The organism is Jhaorihella thermophila (assembly GCF_900108275.1).
Lineage (GTDB): Bacteria > Pseudomonadota > Alphaproteobacteria > Rhodobacterales > Rhodobacteraceae > Jhaorihella > Jhaorihella thermophila.
This window is the reverse complement of the sequence record NZ_FNVD01000002.1, coordinates 79,565-93,515: the sequence shown is the minus strand read 5'-3', so window position 1 is coordinate 93,515 and position 13,951 is coordinate 79,565. Positions and strand designations below refer to the sequence as shown.

The 13,951-nt window shown below is 67.3% G+C and carries 14 protein-coding genes; 9 read left to right on the top strand and 5 right to left on the bottom strand.

All coding sequences use genetic code 11. The features are described from left to right. Positions 1 to 23: 23 nt before the first annotated feature. From hutI to hutU, 4 genes are read left to right on the top strand one after another with little or no spacing between them, the layout of a single operon-like run. A complete protein-coding gene (hutI, locus tag C4S70_RS03735) occupies positions 24 to 1,217 on the top strand; it encodes an imidazolonepropionase (RefSeq protein WP_104006774.1) in 1,194 nt (397 codons plus the stop codon). Next, positions 1,214 to 2,749: a histidine ammonia-lyase gene (gene hutH, locus C4S70_RS03730; RefSeq protein WP_104006773.1), complete on the top strand. Its 1,536-nt coding sequence runs from the start codon at positions 1,214 to 1,216 to the stop codon at positions 2,747 to 2,749. Before hutI ends, hutH begins: the two co-directional genes overlap by 4 nt. Beyond that, entirely contained in the window at positions 2,746 to 3,546 is an 801-nt protein-coding gene (gene hutG, locus C4S70_RS03725; protein WP_104006772.1) for an N-formylglutamate deformylase, read from the top strand. Before hutH ends, hutG begins: the two co-directional genes overlap by 4 nt. Beyond that, entirely contained in the window at positions 3,543 to 5,225 is a 1,683-nt protein-coding gene (hutU, locus tag C4S70_RS03720; RefSeq protein WP_104006771.1) for a urocanate hydratase, read from the top strand. Before hutG ends, hutU begins: the two co-directional genes overlap by 4 nt. Before the next feature lie 27 nt (positions 5,226 to 5,252). Here the strand turns inward: hutU and C4S70_RS03715 are convergent, their stop codons facing one another. Further along, complete coding sequence (locus tag C4S70_RS03715; RefSeq protein ID WP_104006770.1) at positions 5,253 to 5,639, bottom strand: DUF302 domain-containing protein; 387 nt, start codon at positions 5,637 to 5,639, stop codon at positions 5,253 to 5,255. Between the two features lie 188 nt (positions 5,640 to 5,827). Continuing rightward, a complete protein-coding gene (locus tag C4S70_RS03710; protein ID WP_235003684.1) occupies positions 5,828 to 6,364 on the bottom strand; it encodes an EF-hand domain-containing protein in 537 nt (178 codons plus the stop codon). 197 nt (positions 6,365 to 6,561) lie between these two features. On the opposite strand from C4S70_RS03710, the gene C4S70_RS03705 reads away from it, so the two are divergent. After that, positions 6,562 to 7,281, top strand: coding sequence for a response regulator (locus C4S70_RS03705; protein WP_104006769.1), 720 nt, complete (start codon positions 6,562 to 6,564; stop codon positions 7,279 to 7,281). Further along, positions 7,278 to 8,663, top strand: a complete 1,386-nt coding sequence (locus tag C4S70_RS03700; protein WP_104006768.1) for an ATP-binding protein — start codon at positions 7,278 to 7,280, stop codon at positions 8,661 to 8,663. Before C4S70_RS03705 ends, C4S70_RS03700 begins: the two co-directional genes overlap by 4 nt. 181 nt (positions 8,664 to 8,844) lie before the next feature. On the opposite strand, the gene C4S70_RS03695 is transcribed toward C4S70_RS03700, so the two are convergent. Next, on the bottom strand, positions 8,845 to 9,546 hold the full coding sequence (locus C4S70_RS03695; RefSeq protein ID WP_104006767.1) for an HAD family hydrolase: 702 nt from the start codon (positions 9,544 to 9,546) through the stop codon (positions 8,845 to 8,847). 67 nt (positions 9,547 to 9,613) lie between these two features. Then, the gene (locus C4S70_RS03690) at positions 9,614 to 10,159 is read right to left on the bottom strand and encodes an SH3 domain-containing protein (protein ID WP_104006766.1); all 546 of its coding nucleotides are present in this window, start codon (positions 10,157 to 10,159) and stop codon (positions 9,614 to 9,616) included. A 129-nt stretch (positions 10,160 to 10,288) separates the two neighbouring features. Between C4S70_RS03690 and C4S70_RS03685 the strand changes: the two genes are divergently transcribed. After that, positions 10,289 to 11,275 carry a 2-hydroxyacid dehydrogenase gene (locus C4S70_RS03685; protein ID WP_104006765.1) on the top strand — a complete coding sequence of 329 codons (987 nt, stop codon included), beginning with the start codon at positions 10,289 to 10,291 and terminating at the stop codon, positions 11,273 to 11,275. Positions 11,276 to 11,279: 4 nt separating this feature from the next. Then, positions 11,280 to 11,834: an RNA 2',3'-cyclic phosphodiesterase gene (gene thpR, locus C4S70_RS03680; protein WP_104006764.1), complete on the top strand. Its 555-nt coding sequence runs from the start codon at positions 11,280 to 11,282 to the stop codon at positions 11,832 to 11,834. 129 nt (positions 11,835 to 11,963) lie between these two features. On the opposite strand, the gene C4S70_RS03675 is transcribed toward thpR, so the two are convergent. After that, the gene (locus C4S70_RS03675; RefSeq protein WP_160114839.1) at positions 11,964 to 13,367 is read right to left on the bottom strand and encodes a phospholipase D family protein; all 1,404 of its coding nucleotides are present in this window, start codon (positions 13,365 to 13,367) and stop codon (positions 11,964 to 11,966) included. A gap of 175 nt (positions 13,368 to 13,542) precedes the next feature. Between C4S70_RS03675 and mce the strand changes: the two genes are divergently transcribed. Beyond that, entirely contained in the window at positions 13,543 to 13,947 is a 405-nt protein-coding gene (gene mce / locus C4S70_RS03670; RefSeq protein WP_104006966.1) for a methylmalonyl-CoA epimerase, read from the top strand. Positions 13,948 to 13,951: the final 4 nt, after the last annotated feature.

The window sequence follows — 13,951 nt, the reverse complement described above, 5'->3', positions numbered from 1 at the left end:
AGGCGATCAAATCAAGGCGGCACATGATTCTGGGCAATGCAATGCTGGCGACCATGACCGGAGCGGCGCCTTACGGCCTGATCCCCGGCGGCGCGGTGGCGGTGGGGGACGGTCGCATCCTCTGGGTCGGGCCGCAAAGGGACATCCCCGACGAACTTCGCACCGGGGAGGAGGTGGACTTGGGCGGGCGTCTCGTGACGCCGGCGCTAATCGACTGCCACACGCATCTGGTGCATGGCGGCAACCGGGCACGCGAGTTCGAGATGCGGCTGGAGGGGGCGAGCTACGAAGAAATCGCCCGCGCCGGTGGCGGCATCCGCTCGACCGTGGCGGCAACCCGGGCCGCGGGCGAAGAGGCCCTGTTCGCCACAGCGCTGCCCCGGGTCGATGCGCTGATCGCCGAGGGCGTGTCGGTCATCGAGATCAAGTCCGGCTATGGGCTGGACCGCGACACCGAACTGGCCATGCTGCGCGTTGCCCGCCGGATCGGCCGCGCGCGGCCGGTCCGGGTGCGCACGTCGTTTCTGGGCGCGCACGCGATCCCGGCCGAATATGATGGACGTGCGGACGCCTATATCGACGAGGTTTGCCTGCCCGCTCTGCGCGCGGCCCATGCGCAGGGGCTGGTGGACGCGGTGGACGGGTTCTGCGAAACCATCGCCTTTTCCACCGACCAGATCCGCCGCGTGTTCGAAGCCGCGCGCGAACTGGGGCTGCCTGTCAAGCTTCATGCCGAGCAGCTGTCGCATCAGGGCGGCGCGGCGTTGGCGGCCGAATACGGCGCGCTGTCGGCGGATCATCTGGAACATGCGACCGAAGATGACACGGCACGCATGGCCTGGGCCGGCACGGTGGCGGTGCTGCTGCCCGGCGCGTTCTACACCCTTCGGGAAACGCGCCTTCCGCCGATCGACGCCTTCCGCGCCCGCGGCGTGCCGATGGCGCTGGCGACCGATCTGAACCCCGGATCGTCGCCGATGAATTCGCTGCTATTGGCGATGAACATGGGCTGCACCCTGTTTCGCCTGACGCCCGCCGAGGCGCTGGCCGGCGTCACCTGTCACGCCGCCCGCGCGCTGGGGCTGGAGGATACGGGCCGCATCGCGCCGGGGCTGCGGGCCGATCTTGCGGTATGGGACGCCGAGCATCCGGCCGAGCTGAGCTATCGCATCGGCGTCAACCCGCTTCATGCCCGTTTCTTCGGAGGCGCTAAATGACCACCCTTGTCACCCTGCGCCCCGGCGCGACAACGCTGGAGGATCTCGAACGCCTCTGGCGCCACGGCGGACCGGTCGTGCTGGACCGCGCCGCCCGCCCGGCGATAGAGGCCGCCGCCGCGCAGGTGCGCCGCGCCGCCGAGGGTGACGTGGCGGTCTATGGGATCAACACCGGTTTCGGCAAGCTGGCGAGCGTCAAGATCGCGGCGGGCGATACCATGGCGCTGCAACGCAACCTGATCCTCAGCCATTGCTGCGGTGTGGGTGATCCGCTGGACGCTCCGACGACCCGGCTGATGATGGCGCTGAAGCTCTTGTCGCTGGGGCGGGGGGGCAGCGGCACGGAATGGGCGACCGTGGAACTGATCGAGGACATGTTGAACCGGGGGGTGCTGCCGGTGATCCCCGATCAGGGATCGGTCGGCGCGTCCGGCGACCTGGCCCCGCTTGCGCATATGGCGGCGGTGATGATGGGCGAAGGGCGGGCCGTGTTCGACGGTGACACCCTGCCGGGCGGCGAGGCGCTGTTGCGGGCCGGGCTGGCGCCGATCACGCTGGGGCCGAAAGAGGGGCTCGCGCTCATCAACGGCACGCAATTTTCCACCGCCTGCGCGCTGGCGGGGCTGTGGGGGGCGCATGGCAATCTCGGCGCCGCCACCGTGACCGGCGCGCTGTCCACTGACGCAATCATGGGCTCGACCGCGCCGCTGAACCCGGAAATCCACCTGCTGCGCGGGCATCGGGGCCAGATCGACTTTGCCGCCGCGCAGGCGGCGCTCCTGGCGGGGTCCGAGATTCGCGAAAGCCACCGCGACGGCGACACCCGCGTGCAGGACCCCTATTGCATCCGCTGCCAGCCGCAGGTGATGGGCGCGGCGCTGGACCTGTTGCGCTTTGCCGCGCGCACGCTGGAAACCGAGGCCAACGCCGTTACCGACAACCCGCTGGTGCTGACCGATCAGGGGCGCATCCTTTCGGGCGGCAATTTCCATGCCGAGCCGGTGGGCTTTGCCGCCGACCAGATCGCGCTGGCCATCGCCGAGATCGGCGCCATCGCCCAGCGGCGGGTGGCGCTGATGGTTGATCCCACGCTCAGCCACGATCTTCCGCCGTTCCTGACGCCGCAGCCGGGGCTGAACTCTGGCCTGATGATCGCCGAGGTGACCAGCGCGGCGCTGATGAGCGAGAACAAGCATCTCGCCAATCCCTGCACGATCGATTCCACGCCGACCTCGGCCAACCAGGAGGACCACGTCAGCATGGCCGCCCACGGCGCGCGGCGGCTGAAACGGATGAACCGGAACCTCGCGGTGATCCTCGGGATAGAGGCGCTGGCCGCAGCGGCGGGGATCGAGTTCCGCGCGCCGCTGCGGACGAGCCCCGCGCTGCAAGAGGTTCTGGCCCGCATCCGCGCCGTCGTCCCGGCGCTCGAACAGGACCGATACCTTGCCCCAGATCTGGACGCCGCTGCCGGGTTGGTGCGAGAGGGCAGGCTGGCCGAGGGGTTCGACCTGCCGGGACTGGGCGCATGACGCCGGTCGAGGTGGTCCGCGGCGACGGCCCCCTGGTGCTGGGTCTGCCGCATTCGGGCACCTGGCTGCCGGACGACATCGCCGCGCGGCTCAACGACCGGGGGCGGCGGCTGGCGGATACCGACTGGCATGTGGACCGGCTCTATGACGGGCTCCTGCCCGGCGCCTCCGTGGTGCGGGCAACCTTCCACCGCTATGTGATCGACGCCAATCGCCCGCCGTCGGGCGAAACGCTCTATCCGGGGCAGAACACGACCGGGCTGGTGCCGCTGACCGATTTTGACGGGCGCCCGATCTGGGACGCGCCCCCGGATGCCGAGGAGATCAAGACCCGGCGGCAGGCCTTTCACACCTCCTATCACGCCGCGCTGGAGGCCGAGATGAAGCGGGTTCACGCTCGCCACGGCGTTGCGGTGCTCTACGATTGCCACTCGATCCGGTCGGAAATTCCGTTCCTGTTCGACGGTCGCCTGCCGGATTTCAACATCGGCACGAATGGCGGCGCCACCTGTGCGCCCGAGTTCGAAACCGCCGCGCGCGAGATCTGCACCGCCGCCGAAGGTTACGCAACCGTGGTGAACGGACGTTTCCGGGGCGGCTGGACCACGCGGCACTATGGCCGGCCGAACGAGGGCTGGCACGCGATTCAGATGGAGCTCGCGCAGCGCACCCATCTGACCGCCGAAGCGCCGCCCTTTGCCTATGACCCGGCCCGCGCCGCGCGGCTGCGCGTCGTGCTGGGCGCACTGCTGCAACGGATCGAAGAAATCGCCTTGTCCTTGGGAGACACGACATGACCGACCCCCGTCACAACCTGCGCGACGTCTATCCCCCCACCGGCCCCGAAATCACCGCCAAGTCCTGGCTGACCGAGGCGCCGATGCGGATGCTGATGAACAACCTGCACCCCGACGTGGCCGAGAACCCGCATGAGCTGGTGGTCTATGGCGGTATCGGCCGCGCCGCGCGCACATGGGAGGACTTCGACCGGATCGTCGCCAGCCTCAAGGATCTGGAGGCGGATGAAACGCTCGTCGTGCAGTCGGGCAAGCCGGTCGCCATCGTGCGCACCCACCCGGACGCGCCGCGGGTGCTGATCGCCAATTCCAACCTCGTGCCGCATTGGGCCACCTGGAAGCATTTCAACGAACTCGACCGCAAGGGGCTGATGATGTATGGCCAGATGACCGCCGGGTCGTGGATCTACATCGGCACGCAGGGCATCGTGCAGGGCACCTATGAAACCTTTGCCGAGGCCGGACGCCAGCACTACGGCGGCGATCTGCGCGGGCGCTGGATCCTGACCGCCGGACTGGGCGGCATGGGTGGGGCGCAGCCGCTGGCGGCGGTGATGGCCGGGGCGTGCTGTCTGGCGGTGGAATGCGACGAGGCGCGCGCCGATTTCCGCATCCGCACCAGCTATCTGGACGAAAAGACCCGCGATCTGGACGAAGCGCTGGCGATGATCGACCGCTGGACGCGGGCGGGAGAGGCGAAATCGGTGGGCCTGATCGGCAACGCCGCCGAGATCTTACCCGAACTCGTGCGCCGGATGCAGGCGGGCGGCCCGCGCCCCGACATCGTCACCGACCAGACCAGCGCCCATGACCCGGTGCATGGCTACCTGCCCAAGGGCTGGAGCCTTGCCGAATGGCGGACCCGGCAAGAAACCGATCCGGCGGCCGTCGAGGCGGCGGCACGCGCCTCGATGAAGGACCACGTCGCAGCGATGGTGGCGTTCTGGAACGCCGGCGTGCCGACGCTGGACTATGGCAACAACATCCGGCAGGTGGCGCTGGAGGAAGGGCTGGAAAACGCCTTTGGCTTTCCCGGTTTCGTGCCGGCCTATATCCGCCCGCTGTTCTGTCGGGGCATCGGCCCGTTCCGCTGGTGCGCCCTGTCGGGCGACCCCGAGGACATCTATCGCACTGATGCTGTTATGAAGGAGCTGTTCCCCGAAAACGCGCATCTGCACCGCTGGCTGGACATGGCGCGCGAGCGGATCGCCTTTCAGGGGCTGCCCGCGCGGATCTGCTGGATCGGGCTGGGCGAGCGGCACAAGGCGGGGCTGATGTTCAACGAAATGGTGGCGCGGGGCGAGCTGAAGGCGCCGGTGGTGATCGGGCGGGACCATCTCGATTCCGGCTCGGTGGCCAGCCCCAACCGGGAAACCGAGGCGATGAAGGACGGATCCGACGCGGTCAGCGACTGGCCGCTGCTGAACGCGCTGGTCAACACCGCCAGCGGCGCGACATGGGTGTCGCTGCATCACGGCGGCGGGGTTGGGATGGGCTTTTCCCTGCACGCCGGCATGGTGATCGTAGCCGACGGCACGCCCGAGGCCGCGCGGCGGTTGGAGCGGGTGCTGTGGAACGACCCCGCGTCGGGCGTGTGGCGCCATGCCGATGCCGGGTATGAAGACGCCATCGCCTGCGCCCGCGAACACGGGCTGCGCCTGCCGGGCATTCTGGGCTGAGCGGCGGCAAGGTCGGGTGAGCGCGGCTCAGATCTCGGCGATCACGTCCTCGAGCATGTCGCGCACCTGGCCTGCGACTTCCTTGAGCCGCGGGTTGTCGATCGCGGCCATCGAGGCCTCGGGGTCGATTGCGCTGACCTCGATCCCGCCGTCCACCTCGCGCAGGATCACGTTGCAGGGCAGCATCGCGCCGACACGCGGTTCAATGCCGATCGCCTGCCAGGCCATGTTCGGATTGCATGCGCCCAGAATCTTGTAGCCGGGCATGTCCTTGTCGATTTTCTTCTTCATCGTCGCCTTGACGTCGATTTCCGTCAGCACGCCGAACCCGTGGCTGGTCAGCGCCTTGCGCACGCGCTCTTCGATCTCGGCCATGTCGCCCGAGGCAATCAGCCGATCGATGGTATAGGACATGTCCGTCTCCCTCCATATTCAGGATTTGAGATACTTTATCAGGGCAGCTATGGCGAGCACCAGAAAAATGAAGACCAGCAGCCCGAAAAGCCCGCCGAACAGCCCCATGCCGCCCATGCCGTAACCCATCATCGTTTCCTCCGTTCAAAAAGGAAAGGGCGCGGTATCGCCCGCGCCCGTCCCCGGTGTCAGTTGTTGTCGTCGCCCTGCATCATCCGGCCCATACCGCCGCGGCGCGGGTGGTTTTCCCGCCACTTCTCGCGCATCTTCTGGCGTTGTTCCATCATCCTGGCGGGTTTGGCGATCTCCTCTGCGGTGACCTGTCCATCTCCATCGTCATCGAGGAACTGGAACTTGTCCACCGTGTGTTCGCGCATCATGGCGGTGTGGAGCGCCTCGAATTCGTCCAGCGACAGCGTGCCGTTGCCGTCGGCGTCGAATTCCTTGAGCTTGGCGGTCAGGCCGGCGCGCAGCTCGTCGGGCGTCACCTCGCCGTCATCGTTGGCATCGAACTGCTGCATCATCTGGTGCATCATGCCGCCCATCATTCCGTGACGCATCATCATGCGGCCCATCATGCCGTGCCCTTCGCCCATCATCCGTTCGTGACGGGGACCATCCTTGCCCTTTCCGCCCCAGTCATGGGCGACCGCCGGAACGGTCAGGCCGGCGACGATGGCCGTGGTGGTGGCGAGCGTCAGTGCGTAGAAACTCTTGCGTGTCATGTCTTGCCTCCTTGAGGTTGATGCGGAGCGTTCCGCTTGTGACACCCCCGATCTGGGGCATTTCCGTAACGGGACTACCCCGGGTCTGGTCGTATTTGGTATCGGTTTGTCGCAAGGGACGCGGTTGATACATTCCGTGACAAAAACCCCGGCCGAACGGGTGCCGCCCGTGGCGGGAAGTCGCTAGATATGGGGGCATGAGCGACCGCCCCCATATCCTGATCGTCGATGATCACCGCGAGATCCGCGATGCCGTCAGCCGTTATCTGGAGCGCAACGGCTATCGCGCCACCACCGCCCGCGATGCCGAGGACATGGACGCAAAACTGAAGGCCGGGCGGTTCGACCTGATCGTTTTGGACGTGATGATGCCGGGCGAGGACGGGTTGTCGGTCTGTCGCAGGCTTTCGGCGCAGGGCGTGGCGCCGATCCTGATGCTGACCGCGCTGGGCGAGGACACCGACCGCATCGTGGGGCTCGAGATCGGGGCCGACGACTATCTGCCCAAGCCGTTCAACCCGCGCGAATTGCTGGCGCGGATCAAGGCGATCCTGCGCCGGGCCGCACGCGGGCCCGGGGCCGAGCGGATCGAAGGCCACCGTTACCGCTTTGACCGCTGGGTGCTGGACAGCGACCGGCGGCTGCTGACCGATGACAAGGGGCGCGAGGTGCGCCTGACCACGGCCGAGTTCAAACTGCTGACGGTTTTGCTGGAACGCCCTCGCTTCGTGCTGAGCCGCGATCAGCTGCTTGACCTGACCTCGGGGCGCGAGGCGCATGTCTTTGACCGCACCATCGACAACCAGGTCAGCCGTCTGCGCCGCAAGATCGAACGTGATCCCTCGGCGCCGGAACTGATAACGACGGTGCGCGGCGGCGGCTATTGCCTGGCCTGCGATGTCGAGGTGATGGAATGAGGCTGGCGCCACGATCCCTGCGCGGCCGGTTGCTGCTGGTGATTCTGGCCGCGCTGGGGGTCGCTCAGTTGTTGATCCTGTGGTTCTTTGCCGGCGAGCGCAGCCTGGCCGTGCAGACCGCGCTGGCGCAGGAGGCGGCGGCGCGGGCGGCCAACGTCGCGCAGCTGCTGGACGAATCTCCGCCCGAGCAGGCCCCGGTGATCCTTGCGGCGGCCAATTCGCCCCTGGTTAGGTTTTCGCTGGACGACGAACCCGCGGTGGATCATCCCGAACATGCGAACCCGTTCCTTGCCGCGCGGCTGGCGCGCTATCTTGGCCGCAAGCCGGGGCCGGACGTGCGCGTCGAGGTGCATGAGCGGGTGCGCCTGCGCGACCGGGATCACCGTTGGGCGCCGCAGGTATCGGACGAGATGCGCCGCATGCACCGGGCGATGATGGGCACGACGAGGGTGGCAGCGGTGCGGATGGAGGTGTCGATCCGGGTGGCGTCGGGGAACTGGCTGAATGTCGAGACGCGGTTTCACAGACCGCCCGTGCAATGGGCCTTTCCGGCGGTAATGACCTTTGTCGTCAGCGCGGTGGTGATCGCCCTGGCGGTCTGGGTGGCGTTGGGGCGGCTGACGGGGCCGCTCAGGGCGCTGGCGGATGCGGCCACCCGGTTCGGTCGGGGGGAGCCCGTGGCCCCGGTGCCGGTGGGAGGGCCCGAAGAGTTGCAGCGACTGACGCGGGCCTTCAACGAGATGCAGGATCGGATCCGGCGGTTCGTCGATGACCGCACGCAGCTTCTGGCCGCGCTGGGGCATGATCTGCGTTCGCCGCTGACGGCGCTGCGTGTGCGGGCAGAGATGGTGGATGACGATGAGACGCGCGAACGGCTGGTGGCCTCGATCGAAGAGATGCAGCAGATGGTGGAGGCGACGCTGTCCTTTGCCCGCGGCATGGCGGAAAGCGAACCGGCCGAGACGGTGGATCTGGGCGACTATGTGGGCGCGCTGTGCGCCGAGATGGCGGAGGCGGGCGAAGAGGTGACGTTCATTGCCCCCGAGGGGGCAGTTTCGGCGCGTCTGCGCCCGGCCGCCACGCGTCGCGCCCTTCGCAACGTGATCGGCAATGCCGTGCGCTATGGTGGGCGGGCCCGGGTGGCGGTGCGCGCCGACGGCGTGGTGGTGGTCGAGGATGACGGCCCCGGCATTCCCGAGGCGGAACTGTCGCGGGTGTTCGAGCCGTTCGTGCGGCTGGAGCGGTCGCGGTCGCGCGAAACCGGCGGGACGGGGCTGGGCCTGTCCATCGCCCGCAGCATCCTGACCGCGCAAGGGGGCAGCATCACGCTGGAGAACCGCGCCGAGGGCGGGTTGCGGGTGCTGATGCGGCTGCCGCGTTGAGCGGCGTGCAGGTGTCCGGTGCGGCGGTTTCGGACCGGCGCGGCGCGTCCGACCGGTGCGCGGGGCGTTGCCCGTTGCGCCGGGGGCGGAGCACAGGTGCGAGGGGCGCTGCCCCTCGCGCTCCCCGGAGTATTTTCGGGCAAGATGAAGGGGATGGGCGGTGCGGGGCGGGGAGGCGGGATCAGGCGATCGCGGCCACGAGATCGGGCAAGTCGCCGAGATGGGGCAGGCTGCGATACCGGGGGGCGCCGAGCGGTTCCTCGGCGTGTTCCAGTTCCCATGTCAGGCCGTGTGGAACATAGACGCCCCAACCGCCCGCCTGCAGCGCCGGAAGGACGTCGGATTTCATCGAATTGCCCACCATCATGGACCGTTCGGGCCCTTCGCCATGGCCGGCGAAGATGCGGGCGTAGACGTCCGGGGTCTTTTCGGAGACGATTTCCACCGCGTCGAACAGATCTCCCAATCCCGAGGCGGCCAGTTTGCGTTCCTGGTCGAGCAGCTCGCCCTTGGTGATGAGCAGGATGCGGAAGTCGCCGGCGAGCGCCTCGACCGCATCGCGGGCGTGCGGCAATAGCTCGATCGGATGGGCCAGCATGTCCTGCCCCGCCTCGATCAGCTGCCGGATCACGCGCGCAGGCACCTGTTCCTCGGTGACTTCGATCGCGGTTTCGATCATCGACAGGGTGAACCCCTTGACCCCGTAGCCGTAGCGGCCGACGTTGCGGCGTTCGGCGTCAAGCAGCCGTTCGAGCAGGTGATCCGGCTCGGTATAGTCGCGCAAGAGGCCCGCGAACCGTTCCTGCGTGCCGCGAAAGAAGCGTTCGTTGTGCCAGAGCGTGTCGTCCGCGTCGAAGCCGATCGTGGTGAGAGAACCTGTCATGTAGCCCGGGCCCGTTGCTGTTGCGGTTCAGAAATAGCGCCGGGGAAGCGGGCGATGCAATGGCCGGTCAGTCCCTGATTTCGTCGGGTGCGACACCCCACAGTGCCGTCTTGGGCACCCAGCCTTCGTGGCCGCCGGCGGAGATCTCGCACCAGTCGGGGATGCAGTCGCCCAAGCGCGCCACGACGCCAAGCTCGAAGGCGGCCACTGCCGGCGATTGCGGGTTCGGAAGCGCATGCGCGGTCAGCATGTCCTGTTCGACCAGAACCGTGCGCACCCCCGAAAGCAGCGCGTAATGCACCCAGCCGCCCTGTCCGTCGCGGTCACGCACCCGGCGCCAATGGCCGTATTCGGCGGTCACCTGCAGCGGCATGCCGCGACGGGTGAACACCCAGTCGATGCGATGCGTCAGCGAGGGCCCGCGCCGCGCATTGCCCTTGTCGGTCTTGAGCGAAACGAAGCGCGGCAGCGGCAGGTTGGTCACCGGGCCGCGCGCCTGTCCGGCGGCGGCGGGTACGACCTTTGCGCCATCCGCCCCCGCCGCCCCGGAAATGGTCAGAACCGCCGCGCACGCCGCGGCCAGCGTGCGTTTCACTGTCCCTGAAACTGTCATGTCCTGCCCGATCGAATCGTTGTTTCGAAATTGCCTGCGTCATTTGCGCATGGGGTTCTTGTGCCCCGTGGGATCCTGCGCCACGATGCCACTGCACGGGCTGATTTGAAAAGTGTTGGGAGAGCGCAGGTGCCAAGAGAGCGATTGAGTGTTGTCGTTACGCGACGGTTGCCCGAAGTGGTGGAAACCCGGCTGAGCGAACTGTTCGACGTCAGGCTGCGCGAGGACGACACGCCCATGACCCGCGATGAGCTGATTGCGGCGACGCGCGAGGCGGACGTGCTGGTGCCGACGCTTTCGGATACGCTGGATGCCAGCCTGCTGGGCCAGGTGGGCGATCGGCTGAAGCTGATCGCCAATTACGGCGCCGGGGTGGATCACATCGACGTGGCGACGGCGCGGCAGCGCGGGATCCTGGTTTCGAACACGCCGGGCGTTCTGACCGATGACACCGCCGACATGACCATGGCGCTGATCCTCGCGGTCACGCGCCGCCTGCCCGAAGGCATGGCGGTGATGCAGCGCGGCGAATGGGCCGGCTGGTCACCCACTGCGTTTTTGGGCGGGCGTCTGGGCGGCCGGCGGCTGGGTATCCTGGGCATGGGGCGGATCGGGCAGGCCGTGGCGCGGCGGGCGCGGGCCTTTGGCATGCAGATCCATTACCACAACCGCCATCGCCTGCGGCCCGAGATCGAGGAAGAGCTCGAGGCGACCTATTGGGAGAGCCTCGACCAGATGGTGGCGCGGATGGACGTGATCTCGGTCAACTGCCCCTCGACGCCCTCGACATTTCACCTGATGAACGCGCGGCGGTTGAAGCTGATGAAGCCCACGGCGGTCATCGTGAATACCTCGCGCGGCGAGGTGATCGACGAAAATGCGCTGACCCGCATGATCCGTGCCGGAGAGATCGCGGGCGCGGGGCTGGACGTCTATGAGCACGGCACCGAAGTCAACCCGCGCCTGCGCCAGTTGCCCAACGTGGTGCTGTTGCCGCACATGGGTTCGGCCACGGTCGAGGGCCGGATCGAGATGGGCGAGAAGGTCATCATCAACATCAAGACCTTCGAGGACGGGCACCGTCCGCCCGATCAGGTGGTGCCGTCGATGCTGTGAGCGCATGCGCGCCTTTCTGGCCATCGGTCTGCCCGACGCGGCGGTGCGCGACATTCGCCGCCTGCAGGCCCGATTGCCGGTGGGGCGCGCGGTGCCGCGCGACAACCTGCATCTGACGCTGGCGTTTCTCGACGACCAGCCGGAGGAAGCGCTGGAAGCACTTGATGCCGAGTTGCAGGCCCTGCGCGCGCCGGGGTTCGATCTTCGGCTTTCGGGTTTGGGGGTGTTTGGTGGCCGGACGCCCAGGGTGCTGTTTGTCGTCGCCGATCCGGCGCCGGATCTTCTGGGCCTGCGCGAACAGGTTCTTTCGGCTGCCCGGCGGGCAGGGATTCAGCCGGACCGGACCCGCTATCGCCCCCATGTGACGATCGCCCGGTTCGGGCGCGGGCTGAGCCGGGGCGGGGCGGCGCGGCTGGGGCGGTTCATCGAGGCGCACGGGAATTTCGCGCTGCCGCCGGTCCCGGTCCGCGCCTTCGGTCTGTTCCGGTCGATCCTGCATCACGAGGGCGCGGTGCATGAAGAACTGGCATCCTATCCGTTGGTCGAAGCCGGCGGCTGACCCGCCCGAGGGTCAGAGCTGGCCGCCGATCGGCAGGAGGCCATAGAAGCCGCTGACGACCTTGTTCCAGAACGAAGTGAAGGGTTCCGACCTGTGGCGCGCCCAGGTTCGCGCATCCCGTTTCTCCAGTCAGGTGACCTGGCCGTTTTCATCAAGCTTTAGCCTGTAGGCGCCATCGGCAAGACCCGCTTCGAAATGCCGGACGGCCGGTTCGGCCATGGCCGGCGAATCGATCAGAATCCCCATCTCGCCGTTCATTCGGACCGAGCGCGGATCCCAGTTGAAGGAACCGATGAACATGTAACGGCGATCGATCACGAAGGCCTTGGCGTGCAGGCTGGACTGCGACTGGCCGAGCTTCAGCAGCGATCTGTCGGGTCGGTCCTTGTCGGGGCGCAGCTCCCACAACTCCACGCCGCCCTCCAGCAGTGCCCTTCGCGCGTGGGAATAATGCGCATGCACCGGGGCGACGTCGGTGGACTCAAGCGAATTGGTCAGCACGACGACCCTGAGGCCCCGATCCGCCAACGCCGTGAGATACTGCACCCCGCGACGGCGCGGCACGAAATAGGCCGACACGACGATCAATTCCTTTCGGGCCTGCCGGATGTAGGGCGCCAAGACGTCCGCGAGGATCGACCGGCCGTCATCGGTCTGGCCGCCGGCCTTTTCCGGCGGGTCCGATACCACCTTGTAGGGGGCCCAGGTCAGCCGGAAATCCCTGCGTTCGAAGCGATGGGCGAAGCGACCTTGCAGGGCGGTGCCATACGGGCCCTTGCGCGCCTCTTCTGCCAGCTTTTTCAGGATTCGCCGCGCCTCATCGTAGCTGAGCTGCTTGTCCTTGTCGCGCACGATGGCCGCGACCGGAACCGCGAACCTGCTGTTCCAGAACTCGTCAAAATTCTCGGACACGTCCCGCGCCACCGGACCGGCGCCAAGCACGTCGAGGTCGTCGTAATTGCTGTCTTCGCGCGCGGCGAAATATTCGTCGCCGATATTGCGGCCGCCGACGATGGTCACGACATTGTCGAAGGTCATCGACTTGTTGTGCATCCGGCGGTTCACGCGCCGGAAGTCGAAGGCCGACGACACCAGCTTGAGCGCGCGAGAGAACGGGTTGAAAAGGCGGATCTCGAAATTGGGATGCCGGTCCAGCGCCACCATCATCGCGTCGTATTGCGCGGTGTCCATGTCGTCGATCAGAAGCCGCACCCGCACGCCGCGGTCGGCAGCCTCCAGCAGGCTTTCGGTGAAAAGATGCCCGGCCGCGTCGTCGTGCAGAAGGTAATACTGCGCGTCGATGGTGCGCTGGGCGCGCTCGGCCAGCCCCAGGCGTATCGCCAGCGCCTCGGCGCCATCGTCCAGCAGGTAGAAGCCGCCGCGCCCGTCATGGGGGATGCCCAACGCCTCGACCCGGCGGGCCAGCCAGGTGCCGCCGGTGTCGGTGGACGTGAAGGACGGATCCTTGCGGATGGCATCGAGATCGGGCGCGCAGCCGCCAAAGAACGCCGTAATCGCCAACAGGGCGATCAAGGGAAGGCGAATTCTGAAAGTGCCGTGGCGCGCCATGGTCTGTCCCCAATCGGTTCCGCCGACCTTAGACGGTAGCGGTCCCGAGGCTCAAGCCGGGTGAGGCGCTGTGGCCCACTTGCCCTTTGCCGTTGCAGGCCGCATAAACCGGGCAAACCGGATGCATCAGGAGACTCCCATGATCGGACGCCTAAACCACGTTGCCATTGCGGTTCCCGACCTGGAGGCCGCCGCCACGCAATACCGTGATGCGCTGGGTGCCAAGGTGGGCGATCCGCAGGACGAACCCGATCATGGCGTGACGGTGGTGTTCATCGAGCTGCCGAACACCAAGATCGAACTGCTCTATCCGCTGGGCGAGAACAGCCCGATCAAGGGGTTCCTGGACAAGAATCCCTCGGGCGGGATTCACCACGTCTGCTATGAGGTCGAAGACATCATCGCCGCGCGCGATCACCTGAAGGCGACCGGCGCCCGCGTTCTGGGCAATGGCGAACCGAAGATCGGCGCGCATGGCAAGCCGGTGCTGTTCCTGCATCCCAAGGACTTCAACGGCTGCCTGATCGAACTGGAACAGGTCTGATCGT

Bases quoted from the DNA above. Each gene is read 5' to 3' on its own strand.
- hutI (WP_104006774.1), top strand. From the start codon at position 24: ATGATTCTGGGCAATGCAATGCTGGCGACCATGACCGGAGCGGCGCCT.
- hutH (WP_104006773.1), top strand. From the start codon at position 1,214: ATGACCACCCTTGTCACCCTGCGCCCCGGCGCGACAACGCTGGAGGAT.
- hutG (WP_104006772.1), top strand. From the start codon at position 2,746: ATGACGCCGGTCGAGGTGGTCCGCGGCGACGGCCCCCTGGTGCTGGGT.
- hutU (WP_104006771.1), top strand. From the start codon at position 3,543: ATGACCGACCCCCGTCACAACCTGCGCGACGTCTATCCCCCCACCGGC.
- C4S70_RS03715 (WP_104006770.1), bottom strand. From the start codon at position 5,639: ATGTCCTATACCATCGATCGGCTGATTGCCTCGGGCGACATGGCCGAG.
- C4S70_RS03710 (WP_235003684.1), bottom strand. From the start codon at position 6,364: ATGACACGCAAGAGTTTCTACGCACTGACGCTCGCCACCACCACGGCC.
- C4S70_RS03705 (WP_104006769.1), top strand. From the start codon at position 6,562: ATGAGCGACCGCCCCCATATCCTGATCGTCGATGATCACCGCGAGATC.
- C4S70_RS03700 (WP_104006768.1), top strand. From the start codon at position 7,278: ATGAGGCTGGCGCCACGATCCCTGCGCGGCCGGTTGCTGCTGGTGATT.
- C4S70_RS03695 (WP_104006767.1), bottom strand. From the start codon at position 9,546: ATGACAGGTTCTCTCACCACGATCGGCTTCGACGCGGACGACACGCTC.
- C4S70_RS03690 (WP_104006766.1), bottom strand. From the start codon at position 10,159: ATGACAGTTTCAGGGACAGTGAAACGCACGCTGGCCGCGGCGTGCGCG.
- thpR (WP_104006764.1), top strand. From the start codon at position 11,280: ATGCGCGCCTTTCTGGCCATCGGTCTGCCCGACGCGGCGGTGCGCGAC.
- mce (WP_104006966.1), top strand. From the start codon at position 13,543: ATGATCGGACGCCTAAACCACGTTGCCATTGCGGTTCCCGACCTGGAG.